The organism is Actinomycetota bacterium (genome assembly GCA_040905475.1).
GTDB lineage: Bacteria > Actinomycetota > AC-67 > AC-67 > AC-67 > DATFGK01.
In genome coordinates this window covers 84,345-103,772 of record JBBDRM010000100.1, presented here as the reverse complement: position 1 = coordinate 103,772, position 19,428 = coordinate 84,345, and the positions used below count along the sequence as shown (strand labels likewise).

Here is a 19,428-nt window from a genome sequence, read left to right as displayed (position 1 = left end):
ATCGCAGTCCGTCCCCTCGATGAAGCTCGCTGACGGTCGCCGTTCAACTCGCGGCTGCAACGGACCGCGTCGCCGCTTCGCAGCGATTGTGGCCGATGAGCCGCAGGGGCGTTAGCCCTACCTGCCGAGGGCCAAGGTCGATTGTCCGCTCGCTCGCAGGGAGGGTACTTTGAAGGGGCCAAACAAGAGAGGGAAGGAAGGAGGGGGAGCGCATGTTGATCCAGGTCATTAGAGCTTCGATCAAGCCTGAGCAGCGCGACCGCTGGCTCGACGTGATTCGGCGAAACGCAGCTCAGACGAGGGCCGAGGAGGGGTGCGAGGGCTATCAAGTCGCTGAGGACCTCGAGGCGCCGAACAAATTCATCATCGTGGAGCAGTGGGCGAACCTGAACGTGGTGTACACCCATTTCCGCAACCAGTTCGGGGAGCTCATGGCTGCACTTGGCGACGTCTTCGCCGCACCTCCTGAAGCGTCTGTCCACGAGGTTGCCTCGACGCTTACGCTTGAGCAGGTCCTCGCGGGAGCCGGGATCGCACAGTAGTCATGCGCGCGGCCGGTCTCCACGCCGGGCGGTTAGGGGCGACGGCTAACTCGCGGCTGCAACGGACCGGCCGCCCACTTCGCAGCCGTCCGACCGCTGAACCGCAGGGTCGTTATACGGAGCGGTTGTGATGGAACGAACCGCCGCTGTGGCATCCTCGCGTGAGCGACTGGCGTTGTATCTGGGCCTCACGGCGCTGATCGTTGCCGCCGGAGCGCACGCGTTCATCTGGAGTGGCGGATTTGTCGCTCTCCCCCTGGCATGGCTCCTCGCGATCGGCGCCGTCGTGGTCGTTGTCTCGATCCGATGGGGATCTTCGCTCACCGCTCGCTCTCGGTGGGGTAATCATGGCCGTAGTCGTGCTTGGCGGCTCGGCCGCGGAGTTCGCTGTGGTGGCGATTCGAAAGACTATCGAGTGACGAACTTCAGGGGTTCCCGTATAACTCGCGGCTGAAACGGACCGTGTCGGCACTACGTTGCCGATCGCGGCCGATGAGCCGCAGGGTCGTTACACAGACCGGAGAATGGAAAGCGAATGACAGGCGGAGAACTTGCGTTCTGGATTGTTTCGGTCGCCTCTATCGCGCTGCCCCTATGGGGGACAGTTGATGCAAGCCTGCGATCCGATGAGGCTTGGCAAGCTGCTGGTCACCGTCCGACGTTCTGGCTCATCCTTCAGTTGGCTACTGGCCCTCTCGGGGCTCTGATCTACTTATCTGCCATACGGCCTAGGTTGAGGGCGGTGGCTCCCCGTGCTCGGGCGTGACTTTGTGAGAGTCTCGTGTGACTGTATAACTCGCGGCTGCATCGGCCGCTGAGCCGCAAGGTCGTTGGGCAGACCGAAGGGGGATCAGCGCCGATAACGTTCCGGCCGACAGAATAAGTTCCTCGCCCCGAGGCCATGCCAAGAGAAGATCGGAGGGATCTGAGCATGAATGCTATCGGTGAGACCATCGTCTTCGACCTGCGCGGCAATGAGTGCTTCGGATGCAGTCAGGAGCGATCGGACAGTCTCGCCATGGTGTTCACTCGAACCGCAGAGAAGACCGTTGAGGCGACGTACAGCGTGCCTGCCGCGTACCGCGGCATGGGCGGGGTTGTACATGGGGGCTTTCAGGCGGTGCTCGTCGATGAGGCAGTGTCGGTTGCTGCGTACCTCTTCTGGCCGCCTGAGACATATACCGTTACGACCGACTTGAGTCTCAGTTACAAACGGCCCGTTCCCGTCGAGCAACCGATAGTCGTGCGCGGGGAACTGCTCGAGGAGGATGAGCAAGGCTTTCGTGCGACAGCCGCGATCCTGGATTCGAGCGGGACGATCCTCACCGAAGGTGCTGCAAGGCAGAGGAAGCGTCGGTACAGGAAGTCTGCAGCCGCTCAGTGACGGCGAGTCGTTGGTGCTGCCCAACTCGCGCGTGCAACGGACCGTCCGCCTTCGGCGTCCGGCCGCTGACGCGCCATACCGTTAGCCCGACCGGGATGAGCGATACCGCGTCGAGTTTCGTGCAGGTGGACGGGCACTCCATCGCGTATAAGGAAAACGGGCAGGGCGTAGCGCTTGTCCTCCTTCACGGATTCCTTTGTGACTCTCGGTGTTGGAGCCAGCAGCTCCACGGGCTATCCGACGGGTTCAGGGTCGTCGCGTGGGATGCACCAGGAGCCGGGTCGTCTTCTGACCCCCTTGAGTCGTTCACGACGGCGGACTACGCGCGTTCTCTTGCCAGCTTCCTGGACGCCCTCGGCGTCATGCGCGCACACGTCGTCGGCCTGTCGTGGGGCGGGATTCTGGCACAGGAGTTCTACCGGCTATACCCCGAACGGCTGCGCAGCCTCGTTCTGGCCGATACCTATGCTGGCTGGAAGGGCTCGCTTGCGGAAGACGTCTGGAGGGAGCGCCTGGAGAGTTGCCTGCGTGACTCAACAGCGCCGCCCGAGGCCCTCGTGGCCAAGTTGCTGCCAGGGATGTTCACTGATGGTGTCACTGAAGGTGCACGGGATGAACTCTCGGCCATCATGTCCGAGTTCCACCCGGTTGGCTTCCGAGTGATGTCGAGGTCATCGGCCGAGATGGACACGAGAGAGCTCTTGCCTAAGATCGACGTTCCTACGCTGCTGCTTTGGGGTAACGACGATCGTCGAAGCCCGCTGCAGATCGCGAAGCAGTTTCACAACGCCATCGGTTCCGCCGAGCTTGCGATCATCCCCAAAGCAGGACACGTTAGCAACATGGAGCAACCCGAGGCGTTCAATGCTCATGTTCGTCGCTTCTGTATGGACGCCGATGCGGCCTAAATCGCGAATGGAGCCGACGCTCGCTCACGCTCGCGCGGCTCATTCGCAGGGTCGTTAACTGGCCAGTGATCTTCGGATGGCGTCATTCCGGTTAAAGACTTTGATCGCCGCTCCGCTGGAGCGTTGCTTCGACTTGTCTCGCGATGTCGACCTGCATATGAGGTCGATGCGTTTCTCTAGGGAGCGCGCCATCGCGGGAAAGACTTCAGGACTGCTCGACTCGGGGGATGCAGTGACGTGGGAGGCGCGACACTTCGGTTTGCGTCACCGTCACACCAGTCGGATCACAGCCTTCGATCGTCCTCGCCACTTTCGAGACGAGATGGTCGCGGGTCGATTCGCGTCGTTTCGACACGATCACTATTTCGAACCGGACGGCGATGGGACGAAGATGATCGATGTTGTCTCATTTGCTTCGCCGTTCGGTGTGTGGGTCGCTTCGTGGACTCGTTACTTCTCCGGCGGTATTTGTTGAAGCTGATTACCGATCACAACGCGACAGTTAAGCGAGAGGCGGAATCGGGGCGGAGAGAGGCCGGTGCCAGTTAACTCGCGGCGGCCCGAAGGCGCTCAAGGCTCTCGGCGTAGACTTAGAAGGAGACGATGACTGAGAACCGATTTCCTCCCGGCTGGGACGAGGAGCGCGTGCGCCGCGTCCTTGAGCACTATGAGCAGCAGGCAGATGAGGAGGCTCTCGCCGAGGACGAGGAGCGCTTCGACGCCTCTCGTACGGTGATGGAAGTCCCTGCTGAGCTTGTGCCGGCCATTCGGGAGCTCATCGCAAAAGGGGAGCGGTGAGACGGCCACATAACTCGCGGCTGCAACGGACGCCGGCCGCGCAAGTGCGGCTCGGTGCGATGAGCCGCAGGGTCGTTATCTAGACTCCGAGACCATGTGACCTGCGCGTGACTCCTCCGTCTGGCAGAGTTGATCGGGATCGTGACGGCCTTGTACGCAGCCGTTGAGCCGTACGCGAACGGCACGCTCCCGGTTGGTGCCCTGGATGAGCTCTACTGGGAGGCGTGCGGAAATCCCCGGGGCAAGCCGGCGCTGGTATTACACGGCGGTCCAGGATCGGGCTGCTCGGAGTGGCACCGCAGGTTGTTCGACCCCGCGTTGTACAACGTGATCCTGTTCGATCAACGAAATTGCGGTCGGAGCCAACCCTACGCGAGCGATCCCGCAACGGACCTCTCCGCGAACACGACAGACGCGCAAATCGCTGATATCGAACGGCTCCGACATCACCTGGGGATACCTAGTTGGCTCGTCCTTGGTGGCTCCTGGGGTAGTTGCTTGGCGCTGGCGTACGCGCAAGCGTTTCCACAACGCGTAACCGAGCTGATCCTGTTCGGAGTGACGACGGGCAGGCATGAGGAGTTTAATCAGCTCTTCCGCGAAGGGCTGCGATCGACCCACCCGGCTGCCTGGGCGCGGCGGCAGGCGCTCGTGGCGCGCGCACGGATCGAAGGTGATGCCATCGAGGTTTATAGCCAGTTGTTGGCGAGCAACGACCGCCGGGTCCGCGAAGAGGCCGCCCACGAGTGGTGTCTGTGGGAGTCAGCAACCTCACAGTGGCCGCCCTCATCGGAGTTGGCCCCCCGCTTCCGGGATCCGGCCTACGCAGTGTGCTTCGCCAGGCTCGTCACTCATTACGTGAGACACGACGGCTGGGTTGGGGACGGAAGGATCATGGCCGGGATCGAGAAGCTCGAGGCGATCCCGGCTGTGCTTATCTCTGGTGAGCGTGACGCGCAAGCCCCAACCGAGATCGCAGCCGAGGTTCACAACAGGTGGCCGCGATCGGATTTGGTTGTCGTTGACAACGCTGGCCACTCAGCCAACAATCGGGGGATCGAGAGGGAGATCGTGCGTGCGACCGACCGATTCGCCGGAAGGGCAAACGCTGCTGGTTAACTCGCGCGTGCAACGGACCGTCCGCCTTCCGCGTCCGGCCGCTGACGCGTCAGGTCGTTCTACGGACTGAGTTCAGGTGGCCGATTTCGACACCGAGAAGGTGGACGCGGCGGTCTTGGCGCTGCTGTTCCTGAACAGCTTCCAGGACCAAGGTGTGACTCGTGCCTGGAAGGGGTTCGACTGGGACTCGATGAACCGTCTTCATGATCGAGGCCTGATCTCGGACCCAAGGTCGAAAGCGAAGTCGGTGATTCTAACCGACGATGGCGAGAGATTGGCTCGAGAGTTGTTCGAAGAGCACTTCGGGGTGGGTAGCGATTGAGTCTCGTCGCGGTGGTGCCGTAGAACTCGCGGCCGATGAGCCGCAGGTCGTTATGCCGTCTCACCTCGCCGGTAACATGTCCACGTGCGTGTCATCTCGATATTCGTCGGAATCGTGATCCGGATGTTCTATCGCAAGCATGGAATCGGGCACTTTCGACGCTTCTTTGTTGAGGGCGGCGCGATGGTTTGGCCGAACGGGGCCGATATCGCGCCTGAGACACTCTATGAGCGTGCAAAGTCTAGCGCCGCGGCATAAGAAATGACCTCGGCGTTGCGATAGCCCGTGCGTTTCTCCGTCTGAGTTGCCGATCTCGAGGAGCCCTGCTCGTGCACGTTCGGCGCCGCGCGGCCGCTTGGACGGGACGACGCCCTATAGTTCGTGCGATGAAGCTCGTGCGCTGGTTCCTCCGGATCGGGGGTGCCGTCTTCCTCGTTTTCGGCCTGCTCTACGCCGTCTCGCCGGAGACGCTCACCGACCCGAGTGGGTTCGGTCCGCTCGCGCCCGAAGCCCTCACGGATCTGCGTGCCACCTACGGTGGGCTCCAGTTAGGCATCGGCGCGTTCCTTATCTGGGCGGCTTACGACGCGGCACGGCATCACGCGGGTCTCATGCTGCTGGCCGTGACCATCTCAGCGGTCGCCGCCTCGCGCGCTTTCGGCCTCATCGTTGACGGCGAGGCGACGGCCGGTATGGTCGGGGCGCTCACGTTCGAGGTCGCGCTATCGGTGGCGGCCCTGATACTCCTTCGGAAAGCGTCGAGCGACTGTTAGAACATGAACGAGATCGACAAGTTCGTGAACGACAACGTCGCGCCCGAGCTCCGCGACGTCGCGAACATGCTGCGAGACCTGATGCGTGAGCTCGCCCCCAAGGCGCCCGAAGAGATAGCGGTCGAGGCGGGCTGTGACTTCGTCATCGCGCCAGGGGTCGAGGCCGGTGGGCACGTCGCCGAGCTGTGCGCCTTGGTGTGATGCAGGAGACCGACCGGTCGCTCCGCTGGCTCCTCGCGGGCGATCCGGCCATCCGCTGGCAGACGCTGCGCGACTTGGTCGAAGCGGGAGATCGCACCGTCGAACGAGAGCGGAGGAAGGTGGCGCACGAAGGTTGGGGAGCCCGGCTCCTCGCGAGGCAAGACCCGGAAGGCACGTGGGCGGTCGGGAAGTCGTCGAACGGTAGTCTCTACACTCCGAAATGGATCTCGACGACGTACACCATGCTCTTGCTCCGCGACCTCGGCCTGCCGGCGAAGGACCGGCATGCGCGGAAAGCGTGCGCGCACCTCCTCGACGAAGGGCTCCGTCCGGACGGCGGGATCAACTACGGATCGCGAGGCTTGTACGCATCGCGAGGCCAGAGCGAGACGTGCGTCACTGGGATGGTGCTGTCGATCCTCAATCACTTCGACCACGGCGATGATCGCCTCGACACGATCGCCGACCACCTTCTGGCGCAACAGATGACCGACGGCGGGTGGAACTGCGATCGCCCGCGTGGCGCGACGCACGCCTCGTTCCACACGACCATCAACGCGCTCGAGGGCCTGCGGCTCTATGAGCTCCACCGTGGACGCAAGGTGCGGGCGATCCGGGCGGCGCAATCGCGTGGCCGGGAGTTCCTCTTGATCCACCGGCTCTTCCGCTCCCACCGGACCGGGGACATCATCAAGCGCGAGTTCACTCGCGTGTCGTTCCCGCCACGGTGGCACTACGACATCCTGCGCGCGCTCGACTATTTCCAAGCCGTGGACGCGCCCACCGACCCGCGCCTGGCCGAGGCGATCGAGATCCTCCGTGCCCGCCGGCGGGATGACGGTCGCTGGATCGCCCAGCACTCGTACCCCGGGAAGACCTTCTTCGAGATGGAACGCCGAGGCGCCCCGAGCCGCTGGAACACGCTCCGCGCGCTGCGTGTGCTGAAGTGGTGGGATCGACGACCCTCGCCGCAGGGAGCGTGAGCAGTGGAGGTGCGCGCGGCCACGCCGGCAGACGCGGATACCTGGTCGAGCTTTCGCCTTGCCCTATGGCCCGATCAGCCGCTCGAAGAGCTTGCGGCGGACGTTCGAGACTTCTTCGACAGAGGCACCCCCGTGATCGCGGCCGGCTTCCTGGCATGGGAAGGGGACGAGGCCGTCGGCTTCCTCGAGCTCTCGGTTCGCCCGTATGTGCCCGGCGCCGACTCTGTGTCGGCCCCGTTCATCGAAGGCTGGTTCGTCGAGCCCGGATCGCGAGGGAAAGGCGTCGGTCGGATGCTCGTCGGCGCCGCCGAGGACTGGGCACGGAGCCGTGGGTACACACAGCTCGGATCCGATGCTCTAATGGAGAACGTCGCGTCTGCCGAAGCACATGAAGCCCTCGGATTTCGGACGGCGGAATTGCTCCGCTCCTTCATCAAGGATCTGAACGATGGCACCTAACCCGCGGCTCAAGATCTGGCTCCGGAACGCCCGCAGCAAGGGGCTCTTCACGGCCGTGCTCATCGTGGTCGTCGCGGCCTTGATCGCGTGGGGGAACACTCTCCCGCGCTAGAACCCGGACGGCTGCGTTAGGGGCGGCTACGACGCCCGCGAACGGGTCGCATCATCGCGGCAACCGCGATCGCGATCCCGAGCGCGACGAAGCCGGCGAGCCGGACGCCCACGAGTCCGGTCGCCGGGAGCTCATCGGCCGGGATCTGGCCCGACAACACCCGCGGCGACCCCGCCGACGCGGAAGCGCCGAGCGGGCGCGAGGCCGGCGCGACTCCGAGCCCCCGCCCACCGACCCGATCGTGATAGGTCTGCCACGGGATCGTGTCCTGCTCATCGACGCCGGGCTTGCTCCAGTCGCAGACGCCCGTGGGGAACGTCTGCTCGATCTGCGCCCACTGCGCGTCGGAGAACTGGACCGGCGTGTAGTCGCTGCGACGCAGCGGCTTGAGCGTGCATTTGTTGTTGTCGGTCGCGATCGACTCTCCGGCTACGACACGCGGCGTCGAGTAGATGGGGACGATCAACGGGCACGCCTCCTCGACGGGGATCACGTGGCCGATCCCGTCGCTGCACTGATCGTGGATGTCGGCGGGCTTGTCCTCGATGATCTTCTGAGCGAGGGGCAGATCGCGGTGGTCCTTCTCGATCGCGGCGAGCCAGCGATCCATCGCCACCAGCCCGAACGTCGTGTAGTTGACGTCCCCGATGATCGGCGCGGCGCCTCCCCAGATGACCTGGTTGGCGTGGGTCCCGTGTTCACGCTCGAGCCGCGCACGCACCGCCCACGCGCGGTATGAGTCGTGGAAGGCGCCGGGGTCCGGGCCGCGCAGGTCGATGATCGCGGTCTGATCCAGGTTGCTGGCGGTGTTGATCGCGCCGCTCCGGTACGCGTTCGCGAGCGCCGGGCGGTCGGCCGCGATGCGCTCCGCCGTCGGCTCGGCGTCGATGTCGGCGCCGCCGACCTTGGCGTTCAGGTCGGCGAACTGCGCCGGCGTGATCAGTCCCGACATCAGCGCGCTGAGCCCGTATTGCACGCCGATGTTGTCGAGCGGCCTGCCGGCGAACCCGTCCTGCGGACGGCGACCGAACACGTTGACCATCACGTCGGCCAGCGTGCAACGGACACCCTTCGGGTTGGTCTGAGCGTCGTAGCGCTCGGCGTCCGATACGCCGGCACACGGGTTGTCCGGATCGCCGGTCGCGGTGAAGTACAGCTCGTCGAGAACGATCGAGTTCACGTGGTTCGGATGCCCCTCGACGAGCCCGATCGTGACCGGATCCCACACCACACCCGGAGCCCATCGGTCCGGGTGCTCCACGTACTCACGGATCAGGTGGTAGTCGACGAGCTGCTGGGCGGTCGACCAGGCGTCTGGGAAGCTGCACTGCGGCAGGATCCCCTGGTACAGGCCGGGGTACGCGTTCGCGACCTGATACTGGACGAGCGAACCGCCCGAGCATCCGGTCCCGATCGTATAGCGGATCTCGCCGTAGGCCTCGATGAGGTGCTCCTTGGCCATGATCAGCGACTCCGCCTGGGTTATCAGCGCGCAGTTGTGTCCGGCGTTGTCCAGCGCCGTCGACATCACGATGAAGCCGCGCGACAGCCCGGCGTCGTCGGTCACGCTCGGTGCGGTGCCGGTCTGATGGTCGATGCCGCAGCTTGCTCCGTGCGTGATGAGCAGTTTGCGGTTCCACTGCGGTTGCGGCGACCAGGGCGTCCACGGCTGAGCCGGGTCGTAAAGCGCCGCGATCGCGTACTGGTCGCGGTCCATATAGCCGGTCTCGACGCGGATGATGTACGGGACGGTCACGCCGTTGTCGGTCGTCGTAGTGGCGATCTGCGACGACGACGGGGGATTCGCCGGATCGTACGGGCGGAACCCTCCCACGCCGCCGACGCCGGGGACGTTCGCGCCTCCGCCGCTGATGACGGCGGGCGCGTAGAGGAAGTCGTACGTGGTCGGCGCGTTGCACTGCTTGTCGAGGGCGCCGGCCTGGCACACCCACGGCTGCACTTGCGGCCCGGCGAACACGGGCCCACCGATCGGATGGTTCTTGATCGTGATCTGAGCGGCGCGGCCGTCGGAGAGCCGCGCGGTCACCACGTTGTCGCCGAGCGACAAGCCGGTGATCATCCCGGTGATCCGGCCGTCCTTCCGGGCGGCGAACGCCTGCCGCACATCGCGGCCGTCCTCGTCCATGCGCAGCTGGGCGGCACTCGACCCGGCGGGCATCATGACCTCGACGAGCGCGTCGCCGCCGCTGATGAGGTCAGCGCGGTTGGACAGCACCCGGATCCTGAGCTGCTGATCAGAGGCCGCTCCGCCGTAGCTGGGAGGGAGAGCCAGCAGGGTCGCCAGAACCCCCGCCGCCGCGACGCGGAGACGGGAACCTGTGTTCTTGTTCGATTCCTTCATCAAACTCAGAACAGATTCCACGCGGCCGGGGCCTTCCCCTGCACCGTGTTCCATGCCGTCCGGCCCGGTCGAGCCCCATCGCATTTTGGGGGGTAGATTCAGTTCAGTATGCGCGGGAAGGAGCGTAGTGGCGATACGGATAGACCCTGAAGCAAACGGAAGCCGCGCTCTTTCCGGCATGGCAGATCTCGAAGGTCAGCACGTGCTGGAGATCGGTTGCGGCGACGGCCGCTTCACGTGGACCTTTGCGGACAAGGCCGGACACGTCACGGCCATCGATCCTGCCGCCGAGCAGATCTCATCGGCGAGTGAGCATCTGCCGGCGCACCTTCAGGGCCGCGTCGAGTTTCACCACGTTGGGTTCGAAGACTTCGCGTCCACCAGCCCACCGGCTGCCTTCGACATCGTGATCTTGTCCTGGGCCTTGTGTTGAATGGAATACGGGGGCATGGTTCATGCCCTTGAGGAGATCCACCGCCTCTTGAAGCCTACCGGCAGGCTGTTCGACATCCATCCTGTATCCGAGTCGATGCCTGTCGAGATCCATCGAGGTGGAAGGATCGTTCCGGTCGGCGAGCTGTCGGTCCGCCAGTGGTGTACGGACTTTCAACAGGCGGATGATTCACTGACAGAGGTAACGCAGCGTGGTCTATTCATTGTGGAAGACGAGGGCGTGTTCGAATCGCCGACCTACTACGGATCTGTCGAAGAGATGCGCACGGCCCTCAGGGGATCCATCGATAGATTCGCCAGAGATGCTGAGTCGGCAGACGAGGCGACCCGGCGTGTCGAGGAACTGGCCGCGCGATCTGAGGAACTCATGCGGGTTGCCCTCGACCCCGCGGAGCTGGTAGCCCGCGAGCGAACGCACATCCGCCGTTTGCGGCCAGTGTACGGACGGGCATAGCTTGCCCTTCTGGGCAGGGTTTTACTCGCTCTCGAACTGCTTCAAGTACTTCAGCGCATGCTCCATGCGGATCCGCACGAAGACCGCCTCGGCCTCGGCGGTCGGCTCGCCGTCCACGTGGAGTGTCCCCTTGGTGTGGATCTTCCGGCCGTCCACGCGGTCGGTTCGCGTCTCGAACGCGAGGTCGGTGTGCAGCGGTGTCGGACGCAAGTACTTGATCTTGAGGGTGCCGGTCATCGCGGGGTTCCCGCTCGCGATGTTCGCCATGCCCAGCAGCATGTCGAAGATCCCGGCGATGATCGCGCCGTGCACGTAGCCCGGCGGTCCCTCGTACGCGGGGCCGAGGTTCACCTTCCCTCGGATCGTCTCTCCGTCCCGCTCCACCATCACCGGCGGCGCGAGCGGGTTGTGCTCGCCCATGATCGGGTCGCCGCGGAACGTCGCCTGCAGATCGTTGAAGTCGGGGAGCTCGCGCGGACGGAACCGGCTGTGCGGATAGGCGCTCAGCCGCTCGTCGATGCGTTCGAGCTGGTCGGCGATCTCGGCGACCGCTTCATCGGGGACGTCCGAGACGACCGCGTGCTCGATCAGACGGCGAAGCGCATCGGCGAGCCGCTCGCGGGGCACTAGCGTCCCTGGAAGTTCGGCTTGCGCTTCTCGGCGAACGCCTTGGGGCCCTCGCGCGCGTCCTCGGTCATGAAGATCGGCAGCCCGATCTCGAGCTCGATCTTCAGCGCTTCTTGCTCCGGCAAGCCTTCCGTCTCCTGCAGCGAGCGCTTGATCGCTTGAACCGACAGCGGGCCGTTCGACGCGATCACGCCGGCGATCTCGCGCGCTTTGGTGAGCGCCTGCCCGTCGGGGACGACGTGACCGATCAGTCCGACCTCGAGCGCGCGCTGCGCTGTGAGCAGCTCGCCGGTCAGCAGGATCTCGGCCGCGATCGCGTATGGGATCTGACGACGCAGCCGCACCGTCGAACCGCCGATCGGGAACAAGCCGCGCTTCACCTCGGCGAGGCCGAACTTCGCGCTCTCGCCGGCAACGCGGATGTCGGTCGCCTGGAGCATCTCGGTGCCGCCGGCCACCGCGTATCCCTCGACCGCAGCGATCAGCGGCTTGCGCAACCGCACGCTCCGGAGCAACGCCTTCCACGGCATCTCCGGGTCCGCCTTCGCGCGAACGGTCCACTCGTTCTCCCCGTACCCGCCGGCCATCGCCTTCAGATCGGCGCCGGCCGAGAAGTGCCCCCCCGCGCCGGTCAGGATCGCGACCCGGACCGCGTCGTCGGAGTTGATCTCCTCCCAGGCGTCGGCCAGCCGGACGACCATCTCGGAGGAGAGGGCGTTCCGGGACTCCGGCCGGTTCATCGTCAAGGTCAGAACGTGCCCCTCGCGCTCGACGAGGAGGTGGGGTTGCTCGCTCACTCCGGCGTCCTTTCGGGCTCGGGCGGGTGGGGATCCCGCTGGGACGAAAAGTAGAACACATTCTATTTCTGGGGGGCAACCTGGCCGTTCGCCTGGCCGAACGCGAACGCCTTGCACCCGAAATGAGAACGTGTTCTACTCTTGGATGGCTCCCAAGGGGGTACCTGCGTGGACGTCGACCTGAGCAATCACGAGCTTTTCGTCCCGAGCGTTCCCCACCACGTCTTCGACTGGCTACGCGAGAACGCGGCCGTCTCGTTCAACCCGCTCCCCGACGGCGATGGCTTCTGGAACCTCGTTCGCCACGCCGACGTCGTCTACGCGTCGCGCCACCACGAGATCTTCTCGTCCGCCCGCGGCGTCAACATCGAGGACGCCCACGGCGGCTGGGAGCTGGCCATGGTCAACATGGACCCGCCGAAGCACACGCGGATCCGGTCGCTGGTGAGTAAAGGCTTCCACCCCAAAACCATCAACGCGATGGAGCCGCACATCCGCGACATCGCCCGCCGCATCGTCGACGGGGTGGCCGCGAAGGGGGAGTGCGACTTCGTCACCGAGGTCTCCGCCCAGCTTCCCCTCGCCGTGATCGCCGAGATGATCGGTGTTCCCCGAGAGGATCACGCCAAAATCTTCGACTGGTCGAACCGGTTGATCGCGGGCGGTGCCGGCAGCGACGCCGAGTACGGCGGCTCGATCGAGGACGCAACGGCCGCCGCGATGGAGATGTGGCAATACTGGGGTGAGATCGCCGCGAAGCGCCGCGCCGACCCGAAGGAAGACCTCACGACGATCCTCATCAACGCCGAGATTGACGGCGACCGTTTGGACGACATGGAGTTCAACATCTTCTTGCTGCTGCTCGCGGTCGCCGGCAACGAGACGACCCGCAACCTGATCTCCGGCGGCATGCAGCTGCTGATGGAGAACCCCGAGCAGCGCGATCGCCTGCTCGAAGAGCCGACGCTCCTGCCGAGCGCGATCAACGAGATGCTCCGCATGATCTCGCCCGTGATGCATTTCCGGCGCTCGATCACACGCGACATCGCCGTCGGCGGCCAGGAGATGCGCGCCGGCGACAAGATCCTGCTCTGGTACGTGGCGGCGAACCGCGACCCGGAGGCGTTCCCCGACCCGCACCGCTTCGACGTCGGCCGCAATCCCGGCGAGCACGTGACGTTCGGCGGGGGCGGTGCGCACTTCTGTCTCGGCTTCTCGCTGGCCGAGGTCGAGATCAAGATCATGTTCGAGGAGCTGCTCGCCCGTTTGCCCGACATGGCGCTCGCCGGCCCGGTGCAGCGCCTCGCGTCGAACTTCGTGAACGGCATCAAGCACATGCCGGTGAAGTTCACCCCAGAGCGCGGATGAACGTCGACCTCGACGATCTCGATCTCTTCGTCCCGAGCGTCCCGCATCACGTCTTCGACTGGCTGCGCGAGAACGCGCCGGTTTCGTTCAACCCGCAGCCGTACGGGACGGGCTTCTGGAACCTGGTGAAGCACGCCGACGTCGTGGACGCGTCCCGGCATCACGAGGCGTTCTCCTCCGCGCACGGAACCAATATCGAGGACCCGCAAGGCGGCGCCGATCTGATGATGGTCAACATGGATCCGCCGCAACACACGCGGCTGCGTCAGCTCGTGAGCCACGGCTTCCACCCCAAGATGATCGCCAAGCTCGAGCCGCACATCCGAGACATCGCCCGGCAGATCGTCGACTCGGTCGCGACGAAAGGGGAGTGCGACTTCGTCGTCGACGTGGCCGCCGAGCTGCCGCTCGCCGTCATCTCCGAGATGATCGGGGTGCCGCCTGAAGACCATCGCAAGATCTTCGACTGGTCGAACACGATGATCGCGATGGGGGCGGACCCCGAGTACGGCGGCTCGATGGAGATCGCGACCAACGCCGCGTCCGAGATGTTCGCTTACTGGGACAAGCTGGCTGCGGAGCGTCGCGAGGAGCGTCGCGACGACCTGCTGAGCCTCCTGCTCGAGGCGGAGGTCGAGGGCGAGAAGCTCAACCAGCTCGAGTTCGACGTGTTCTTCCTGCTGCTCGCGGTCGCCGGGAACGAGACGACACGCAACCTGATCTCGCACGGCATGCACTTCCTGATGGAGAACCCGGAGCAGCGCGACCGGCTCCTCGACGACCAGTCGTTGCTCCCGACCGCCATCAACGAGATGTTGCGCATGGCCACGCCGGTCATGCACTTCCGCCGCACGGCGACGCGCGATTTCGAGATGCGCGGCCAGGAGATCAAGGCCGGCGACAAGGTGATCCTCTGGTACATCTCCGCGAACCGCGACGACGAGGTGTTCGAGAACCCGCACCGCTTCGACGTCGGCAGGCCCGAGTGCGAGCACGTGACGTTCGGCGGCGGCGGAGCGCACTTCTGCCTGGGCTTCTCGCTGGCGGAGCTCGAGATCAAGATCATGTTCGAGGAGCTGCTCGCGCGGCTGCCCGATATGGCCATGACGGGCCCGCCCTCACGTCTGCGCTCCAACTTCATCAACGGCCTGAAGCACCTGCCGGTGAAGTTCACCCCCGAGCGCCTTTAGCCGCGGTCTGAGCTCGGCAGGGGTCAGGACCTTCTTCCCGAAGTGTCTGACGTGTCTGACGTGTCTGACGCTTCGGGAAAGAGGTACCCGACCCCAGGGCTTAGTCGTCCGGCTCTTCCCGATCGCCGAACCACGCGGCGGCTGGATCGTCCACGACCCATGGAGCCGGCCAGTCGTCGGCGCGGATCTTCGCGTCCGAGCCCCCGTCGGCGAACACGATCGAGCCGGCCAGCAAGCTCGCGTCGGGTCCGAGTAAGAACGATACGACCGCTGCGACCTCCTCGGGCGTGCCGGGCCGGCCCATCGGCACGGGGAACAGGTCGAGCGCCGGGCCGAGGAGGGGATCGGAGCGAAGCTCGTCGGTCATCGGAGTCGTGATCAACCCCGGCGCGACCGCGTTGAGCCGGATCCCGGCTCCGATCCACGCCTTCCGCGGCGCCTGCCGCCGTACCCAACGGGCGACCGCCATCTTGGTGGCGGGGTAGGTCGCGATCGATCCGCCGGGCGTCGCGTCGGCCGCTGCGGCCGCGCGCTCGACGTCCCCGGAAAGGCATGCCTCGACGACGTCCATCGGCACACCGGGCTGCACGGTCGTCGAGTTGGAGCTGATCGCGACCGCCGCTCCGCCGCCGAGCAGCGGCCGCAACCCTTCCAGCAGCTCGACGGTGCCGAAGTAGTTCACCGCCGTCAGCAGCGACCCCGGCCGGTCGGGCATCCCCGCAAGGCCGGCGCACGTCACCAGGCCCGCGATCGACCCTCCAGGCGCCGAACCGCAAGCGTCGATCGCCGAGCGGCGGCCGTCCACGGTCGACAGATCCGCGATCACATCCGCGTCGCGCATGTCGACGCCGATGATCTCATGGCCTTCGCTCGCGAGGCGCGCGGCGCAGGCGGCACCGATCCCGGAGGCGGATCCGGTGACGACGACCGTCGACACGCGGTTACTTGAACTCGATGACCGTGCGGATCACGTCGCCGTTCTTGCAGGCGTCGAACGCGTCGTTGATCTCCGACAGGTCGATCCGTCGCGTGATCATGCCCTCGAGGTCGAGCTTTCCGGCCCGCCACAGCCGCAACATCCGGTGGAAGTCCGTGCGGACGTCCGCCGAGCCGTAGAAGCAGCCGAGCAGCTTCTTCTCGAAATAGAACAGTTCGAACGCGCTGAACGACACCATCGCCTCGGCCCGGCCGGCTCCGACGACGACCGTCGTCCCGCCGCGCCGGGTTGCATCCCACGCGCTGCGGATCGTGTCGGGGAGCCCGATCACCTCGAACGCGTAGTCGAAGCCGAGCCCGCCGGTCAGGTCGGCGGACAACGCCGCGAGATCGCCCGGCTTCACCGCGTGCGTCGCGCCGAACTTCTTCGCGGACTCGAGCTTGTGGTCAAGGAGGTCCACCGCCACGATCTCCGCCGCGCCGGCGATGCGCGCGCCTTGGATCGCACTCACTCCCACGCCACCGCAGCCGAAGATGACCACGGACGAGCCGGGCCTTACTTTGGCGGTGTTAAGCGCGGCGCCGACGCCCGTCATCACCCCGCACCCCACCAGCGAGGCCACGTCGAGCGGCACGTCGTCGGGGATCTTGATCGCTGCGACCTGCGGGACGACGAGTTCCTCGGCGAACGTGCCGGTCCCGGCCATCGCGCCGATCGGTGTGTCGCCCATCGTGAACCGCTGCGCCGTGAGCGCATCGAACAGATACGTCTGGCAGAGGTTGGGCTGTCCCTCGAGGCACAAGCGGCACCATCCGCACGGCGGGACCCAGGACACGATCACGTGATCGCCGGGAGCAAGGGTCGTCACGCCGTCGCCGACGGCGAGGATCTCGCCGGCACCCTCGTGCCCCAGCACGCCGGGCATCGGCGACGGCAGCGTCCCGTTCTGCGCCGAGATATCGGAGTGGCAGACGCCGCTGGCGACGATCCGGATGTGGACCTCGCCGGGGCCCGGCCCGACGACGCTCACGTCGTCGCGTACCTCGAGCTTCTCGTTGAGACCAGGAAGGATAGCTGCTCGCATCGTCGACCTCCGTGCTCGGACTGGTTGGACAAGAATTAGAACACGTTCTCCCTCGCGGGCTCAACCGCCGTGCTGGCACCCCCGTGGACACGGTGGCGGGCTGCATCGAGCCGAGACCACGGTGGCGGTATGTTCGGCGCGTGAGCGCGGTGCTGATGTGGCTACGAGCCGAGCTTCGTGCTCGCTGGAAGGCGCTTACCGGGATCGTGCTGCTGCTCGGACTCGCCGGAGGGATCGTGATCGCGGCCGCCGCCGGCGCGCGACGAACCGACAGCGCGCACGACCGGTTCTTGGAGGCGCAGACCGCCGCGGATCTCATCATCCTCGACGACGGGAGCTTCGGGATCGACGTCCCCCTCGACGAGATCATCCGCTTGCCCCAGGTCTCCGCGTACGCCCGCGGGTCGCTGGTCATATTCCTCGAGCGCGACCACGCTGCCGTGGCGTCCGTGGACGATCGGCTCGGCCGGACGATCAACCGCTTCAAGATCATCGAGGGGCGCATGTACGACTCCTCGCGAGTGGAGGAAGTCGTGGTCGGCATCGGGATCGCGCGCGTCCTGGATCTGAAAGTCGGAAGCGAATTCCCGCTCGTCGAGGACGAGTTCGACGACGACCTGGCGGCAGAGGGACTGCCCAATGCGATGTTGAAGGTCGTGGGGATCGTCGCCGGGCCCGGCGACTTCCCTCCCCAATACGTTGGGCTCTACCCCTCGATCCACCTGACGCCCGCGCTGTTCCGCGTCTACGGGAACAGGCTCTCCTCGGGGGACGGGGCGCCGGAGCGCGGAACGCTGTTCCTCAAGCTGAAGAACGGCGCCGCGGACGTTCCCGCGTTTCGCGCCGCCCTCGACCAGCTCGCGCCCGAGCTGCCGCTCTTCCCGACCACGGCCGAGGAGCTCGGCTTCGGCACGCAACGCTCGTTCCGTTTCCAGGCCACCGGCCTCTGGTTCCTCGCGCTGTTCGGAGGCATCGCGACGATCCTCATCGGCGGACAAGCGCTCGCACGGCAGACGTTCCTCGGCTCGGGAGATTTCCCGACGCTTTCGGCGTTGGGTTTCGGACGCGGATGGCTCGCGTCGATCGGGGTCCTTCGGGCCGGGATCGTCGGGATCGCGTCGGCCGCGCTCGCCGTCCTCGTCGCGTTCGCGCTATCGCCGCTGACTCCCGTCGGGGACGCGCGCTTCGCGGAGCCCTCTCCCGGCCTCGCGTTCGACGTCTCGGTCGTCGGCCTCGGCGCCGCCGGCCTGCTCCTCGTGACCGTCCTGCTGACGGCGTATCCCGCGTGGAGGTCGGCCCGGATGCGTTCGGCGTCTTCGTTGCGGGAAAGCTTCGCGCTCCGCCCTTCGCGCGTCGCGGCATTCTTCGCCCGCGCGTCCATGCCCGCCTCCGGCGTCGCCGGAGCGCGCCTCGCGTTCGAGATGGGGCGCGGAGGCACGGCCGTCCCCGTTCGGTCGTCGGTCGTCGGTGCCGCGTTCGGCCTCGCGGTGCTCATCGCGACGGTGACGTTCGGCGCGAGCCTCAACCACCTGATCGCCTCCCCGCCCCTGTACGGCGTGGGCTGGGACGCGTTCCTTACCCACTACGGCGACGGGCCCGACCTCCGGGACAACACGGCCGGGTTCCTCGCCAATCCCGGCGTCACCGACGTGACGATCGGAACCGATATCCCGCTCGAGGTCGGCGGCCGGCAGGTCTTCGCGCTCGGCATCGAACCGGTGCGCGGCGCCGCCGGGCCGCCGATCGTGGACGGCCGCGAGCCCGGCAACCCGAACGAGATCGCGCTCACTTCCAAGACCGCGCGACGCGTTCACGCCCGGATAGGAGACACGATCAGGGTTCGCATCCCCATCGGCGAAGCTCAGCCCGCCGCCTACACGATCGTCGGACAGACGGTGATCCCACCATTCGGATTCGTGAACGCCGAGCCGGGCGAGGGCGCGTTGTTGACCCTGGACGGAGCGTTCCGGCTGGCTCCTCCCGGCATCGACCTGACCGGCCTCGTGAGCGACGCGATGATCCGGTTCGCCCCCGGGGCCGACCGTGAGGAGGTGATCAGCTCCCTGGCCCCCCTCTTCGGACGGACGGCGGAAGAGTTTGGCGAAGGACCCAGCGAGACCCCGGCGGACGTCGTCAGCTTCGGTCGTGTCCGCAGCCTCCCGCTCGTCCTCGGGTCGATCCTCGCGGTCGTCGCCGCTGCCACCCTCGCGCACACGATGGCGAGCGGCGTGCGGCGCCGGAGCCGGGACCTTGCGATCCTCAAGACCCTCGGGTTCGAGGGGCGGCAACTCCGCGCGACCGTCGCCTGGCAGGCGACGGTGCTGACGGTCGCGTCGATCTGCCCAGCGGTGCCCGGCGGGATCGCGCTCGGACGCTGGACGTGGCATCTGCTCGCCGCCCAGATCAGCGTGGTGCCGCGCGCGGTGGTACCGGTGATCGTCGTCCTGCTCATCGCTCCGGCGGCGATCCTCCTCGCGAACCTGATGGCGGCGATCCCCGGCCGCACGGCGGCACGCCTCCAACCGGCCGTGATCCTCCGGACGGAATGACGTGGC

Annotated in this window: 23 protein-coding genes; 18 read left to right on the top strand and 5 right to left on the bottom strand. The window is 66.1% G+C overall.

The genetic code is table 11. The features are described from left to right. The first annotated feature begins 212 nt into the window (after positions 1-212). The 13 genes from WEB06_11975 (at position 213) to WEB06_11915 (ending at position 7,601) form a co-directional block, all read left to right on the top strand. The gene (locus WEB06_11975) at positions 213-542 is read left to right on the top strand and encodes a putative quinol monooxygenase (protein MEX2556339.1); all 330 of its coding nucleotides are present in this window, start codon (positions 213-215) and stop codon (positions 540-542) included. A 931-nt stretch (positions 543-1,473) separates the two neighbouring features. Beyond that, positions 1,474-1,926: a PaaI family thioesterase gene (locus WEB06_11970; protein MEX2556338.1), complete on the top strand. Its 453-nt coding sequence runs from the start codon at positions 1,474-1,476 to the stop codon at positions 1,924-1,926. 95 nt (positions 1,927-2,021) lie between these two features. Beyond that, a complete protein-coding gene (locus WEB06_11965; GenBank protein ID MEX2556337.1) occupies positions 2,022-2,834 on the top strand; it encodes an alpha/beta hydrolase in 813 nt (270 codons plus the stop codon). A gap of 76 nt (positions 2,835-2,910) precedes the next feature. Further along, positions 2,911-3,309 (top strand): SRPBCC family protein, encoded by a 399-nt coding sequence (locus WEB06_11960; protein ID MEX2556336.1) that lies wholly within the window; start codon positions 2,911-2,913, stop codon positions 3,307-3,309. A gap of 128 nt (positions 3,310-3,437) precedes the next feature. After that, on the top strand, positions 3,438-3,632 hold the full coding sequence (locus WEB06_11955) for a hypothetical protein (protein MEX2556335.1): 195 nt from the start codon (positions 3,438-3,440) through the stop codon (positions 3,630-3,632). A gap of 129 nt (positions 3,633-3,761) precedes the next feature. Beyond that, positions 3,762-4,751, top strand: a complete 990-nt coding sequence (gene pip, locus WEB06_11950) for a prolyl aminopeptidase (GenBank protein MEX2556334.1) — start codon at positions 3,762-3,764, stop codon at positions 4,749-4,751. Between the two features lie 76 nt (positions 4,752-4,827). Beyond that, the gene (locus tag WEB06_11945) at positions 4,828-5,073 is read left to right on the top strand and encodes a DUF6429 family protein (protein ID MEX2556333.1); all 246 of its coding nucleotides are present in this window, start codon (positions 4,828-4,830) and stop codon (positions 5,071-5,073) included. A gap of 123 nt (positions 5,074-5,196) precedes the next feature. Then, positions 5,197-5,331: a DUF2442 domain-containing protein gene (locus WEB06_11940; protein ID MEX2556332.1), complete on the top strand. Its 135-nt coding sequence runs from the start codon at positions 5,197-5,199 to the stop codon at positions 5,329-5,331. Between the two features lie 128 nt (positions 5,332-5,459). Then, entirely contained in the window at positions 5,460-5,846 is a 387-nt protein-coding gene (locus WEB06_11935; protein MEX2556331.1) for a DUF4345 domain-containing protein, read from the top strand. Between the two features lie 3 nt (positions 5,847-5,849). After that, positions 5,850-6,047, top strand: a complete 198-nt coding sequence (locus tag WEB06_11930) for a hypothetical protein (GenBank protein MEX2556330.1) — start codon at positions 5,850-5,852, stop codon at positions 6,045-6,047. Further along, on the top strand, positions 6,044-7,030 hold the full coding sequence (locus WEB06_11925) for a hypothetical protein (protein ID MEX2556329.1): 987 nt from the start codon (positions 6,044-6,046) through the stop codon (positions 7,028-7,030). Before WEB06_11930 ends, WEB06_11925 begins: the two co-directional genes overlap by 4 nt. A 9-nt stretch (positions 7,031-7,039) precedes the next feature. Further along, on the top strand, positions 7,040-7,489 hold the full coding sequence (locus WEB06_11920; GenBank protein ID MEX2556328.1) for a GNAT family N-acetyltransferase: 450 nt from the start codon (positions 7,040-7,042) through the stop codon (positions 7,487-7,489). Next, positions 7,479-7,601: a hypothetical protein gene (locus WEB06_11915; protein ID MEX2556327.1), complete on the top strand. Its 123-nt coding sequence runs from the start codon at positions 7,479-7,481 to the stop codon at positions 7,599-7,601. Before WEB06_11920 ends, WEB06_11915 begins: the two co-directional genes overlap by 11 nt. A gap of 16 nt (positions 7,602-7,617) precedes the next feature. Here WEB06_11915 and WEB06_11910 read toward each other — a convergent pair whose 3' ends face one another. Continuing rightward, positions 7,618-9,963 (bottom strand): DUF6351 family protein, encoded by a 2,346-nt coding sequence (locus WEB06_11910; protein ID MEX2556326.1) that lies wholly within the window; start codon positions 9,961-9,963, stop codon positions 7,618-7,620. 178 nt (positions 9,964-10,141) lie between these two features. Between WEB06_11910 and WEB06_11905 the strand changes: the two genes are divergently transcribed. Both WEB06_11905 and WEB06_11900 read left to right on the top strand, forming a co-directional pair. Then, entirely contained in the window at positions 10,142-10,396 is a 255-nt protein-coding gene (locus WEB06_11905; GenBank protein ID MEX2556325.1) for a class I SAM-dependent methyltransferase, read from the top strand. 15 nt (positions 10,397-10,411) lie between these two features. Further along, on the top strand, positions 10,412-10,870 hold the full coding sequence (locus tag WEB06_11900) for a hypothetical protein (GenBank protein ID MEX2556324.1): 459 nt from the start codon (positions 10,412-10,414) through the stop codon (positions 10,868-10,870). A gap of 21 nt (positions 10,871-10,891) precedes the next feature. On the opposite strand, the gene WEB06_11895 is transcribed toward WEB06_11900, so the two are convergent. Both WEB06_11895 and WEB06_11890 read right to left on the bottom strand, forming a co-directional pair. Beyond that, complete coding sequence (locus tag WEB06_11895; GenBank protein ID MEX2556323.1) at positions 10,892-11,497, bottom strand: PaaI family thioesterase; 606 nt, start codon at positions 11,495-11,497, stop codon at positions 10,892-10,894. Then, a complete protein-coding gene (locus WEB06_11890; GenBank protein MEX2556322.1) occupies positions 11,497-12,294 on the bottom strand; it encodes a crotonase/enoyl-CoA hydratase family protein in 798 nt (265 codons plus the stop codon). The genes WEB06_11895 and WEB06_11890 overlap by 1 nt, the downstream gene beginning before the upstream one ends. A gap of 168 nt (positions 12,295-12,462) precedes the next feature. On the opposite strand from WEB06_11890, the gene WEB06_11885 reads away from it, so the two are divergent. Together WEB06_11885 and WEB06_11880 are read left to right on the top strand one after the other, a co-directional pair. Beyond that, positions 12,463-13,662: a cytochrome P450 gene (locus WEB06_11885; protein MEX2556321.1), complete on the top strand. Its 1,200-nt coding sequence runs from the start codon at positions 12,463-12,465 to the stop codon at positions 13,660-13,662. Continuing rightward, positions 13,659-14,852: a cytochrome P450 gene (locus tag WEB06_11880; protein ID MEX2556320.1), complete on the top strand. Its 1,194-nt coding sequence runs from the start codon at positions 13,659-13,661 to the stop codon at positions 14,850-14,852. Before WEB06_11885 ends, WEB06_11880 begins: the two co-directional genes overlap by 4 nt. Before the next feature lie 100 nt (positions 14,853-14,952). Here the strand turns inward: WEB06_11880 and WEB06_11875 are convergent, their stop codons facing one another. Both WEB06_11875 and WEB06_11870 read right to left on the bottom strand, forming a co-directional pair. Beyond that, the gene (locus WEB06_11875) at positions 14,953-15,789 is read right to left on the bottom strand and encodes an SDR family oxidoreductase (protein MEX2556319.1); all 837 of its coding nucleotides are present in this window, start codon (positions 15,787-15,789) and stop codon (positions 14,953-14,955) included. Positions 15,790-15,793: 4 nt separating this feature from the next. Beyond that, positions 15,794-16,873, bottom strand: a complete 1,080-nt coding sequence (locus tag WEB06_11870; protein ID MEX2556318.1) for a Zn-dependent alcohol dehydrogenase — start codon at positions 16,871-16,873, stop codon at positions 15,794-15,796. Positions 16,874-17,013: 140 nt separating this feature from the next. Here WEB06_11870 and WEB06_11865 point away from each other — a divergent pair, with 140 nt between their 5' ends. Then, positions 17,014-19,422, top strand: a complete 2,409-nt coding sequence (locus WEB06_11865; GenBank protein ID MEX2556317.1) for an FtsX-like permease family protein — start codon at positions 17,014-17,016, stop codon at positions 19,420-19,422. Positions 19,423-19,428: the final 6 nt, after the last annotated feature.

Bases quoted from the DNA above. Each gene is read 5' to 3' on its own strand.
- WEB06_11975 (MEX2556339.1), top strand. From the start codon at position 213: ATGTTGATCCAGGTCATTAGAGCTTCGATCAAGCCTGAGCAGCGCGAC.
- WEB06_11970 (MEX2556338.1), top strand. From the start codon at position 1,474: ATGAATGCTATCGGTGAGACCATCGTCTTCGACCTGCGCGGCAATGAG.
- WEB06_11965 (MEX2556337.1), top strand. From the start codon at position 2,022: ATGAGCGATACCGCGTCGAGTTTCGTGCAGGTGGACGGGCACTCCATC.
- WEB06_11960 (MEX2556336.1), top strand. From the start codon at position 2,911: ATGGCGTCATTCCGGTTAAAGACTTTGATCGCCGCTCCGCTGGAGCGT.
- WEB06_11955 (MEX2556335.1), top strand. From the start codon at position 3,438: ATGACTGAGAACCGATTTCCTCCCGGCTGGGACGAGGAGCGCGTGCGC.
- WEB06_11940 (MEX2556332.1), top strand. From the start codon at position 5,197: ATGTTCTATCGCAAGCATGGAATCGGGCACTTTCGACGCTTCTTTGTT.
- WEB06_11935 (MEX2556331.1), top strand. From the start codon at position 5,460: ATGAAGCTCGTGCGCTGGTTCCTCCGGATCGGGGGTGCCGTCTTCCTC.
- WEB06_11930 (MEX2556330.1), top strand. From the start codon at position 5,850: ATGAACGAGATCGACAAGTTCGTGAACGACAACGTCGCGCCCGAGCTC.
- WEB06_11915 (MEX2556327.1), top strand. From the start codon at position 7,479: ATGGCACCTAACCCGCGGCTCAAGATCTGGCTCCGGAACGCCCGCAGC.
- WEB06_11910 (MEX2556326.1), bottom strand. From the start codon at position 9,963: ATGAAGGAATCGAACAAGAACACAGGTTCCCGTCTCCGCGTCGCGGCG.
- WEB06_11905 (MEX2556325.1), top strand. From the start codon at position 10,142: ATGGCAGATCTCGAAGGTCAGCACGTGCTGGAGATCGGTTGCGGCGAC.
- WEB06_11900 (MEX2556324.1), top strand. From the start codon at position 10,412: ATGGTTCATGCCCTTGAGGAGATCCACCGCCTCTTGAAGCCTACCGGC.
- WEB06_11880 (MEX2556320.1), top strand. From the start codon at position 13,659: ATGAACGTCGACCTCGACGATCTCGATCTCTTCGTCCCGAGCGTCCCG.
- WEB06_11870 (MEX2556318.1), bottom strand. From the start codon at position 16,873: ATGCGAGCAGCTATCCTTCCTGGTCTCAACGAGAAGCTCGAGGTACGC.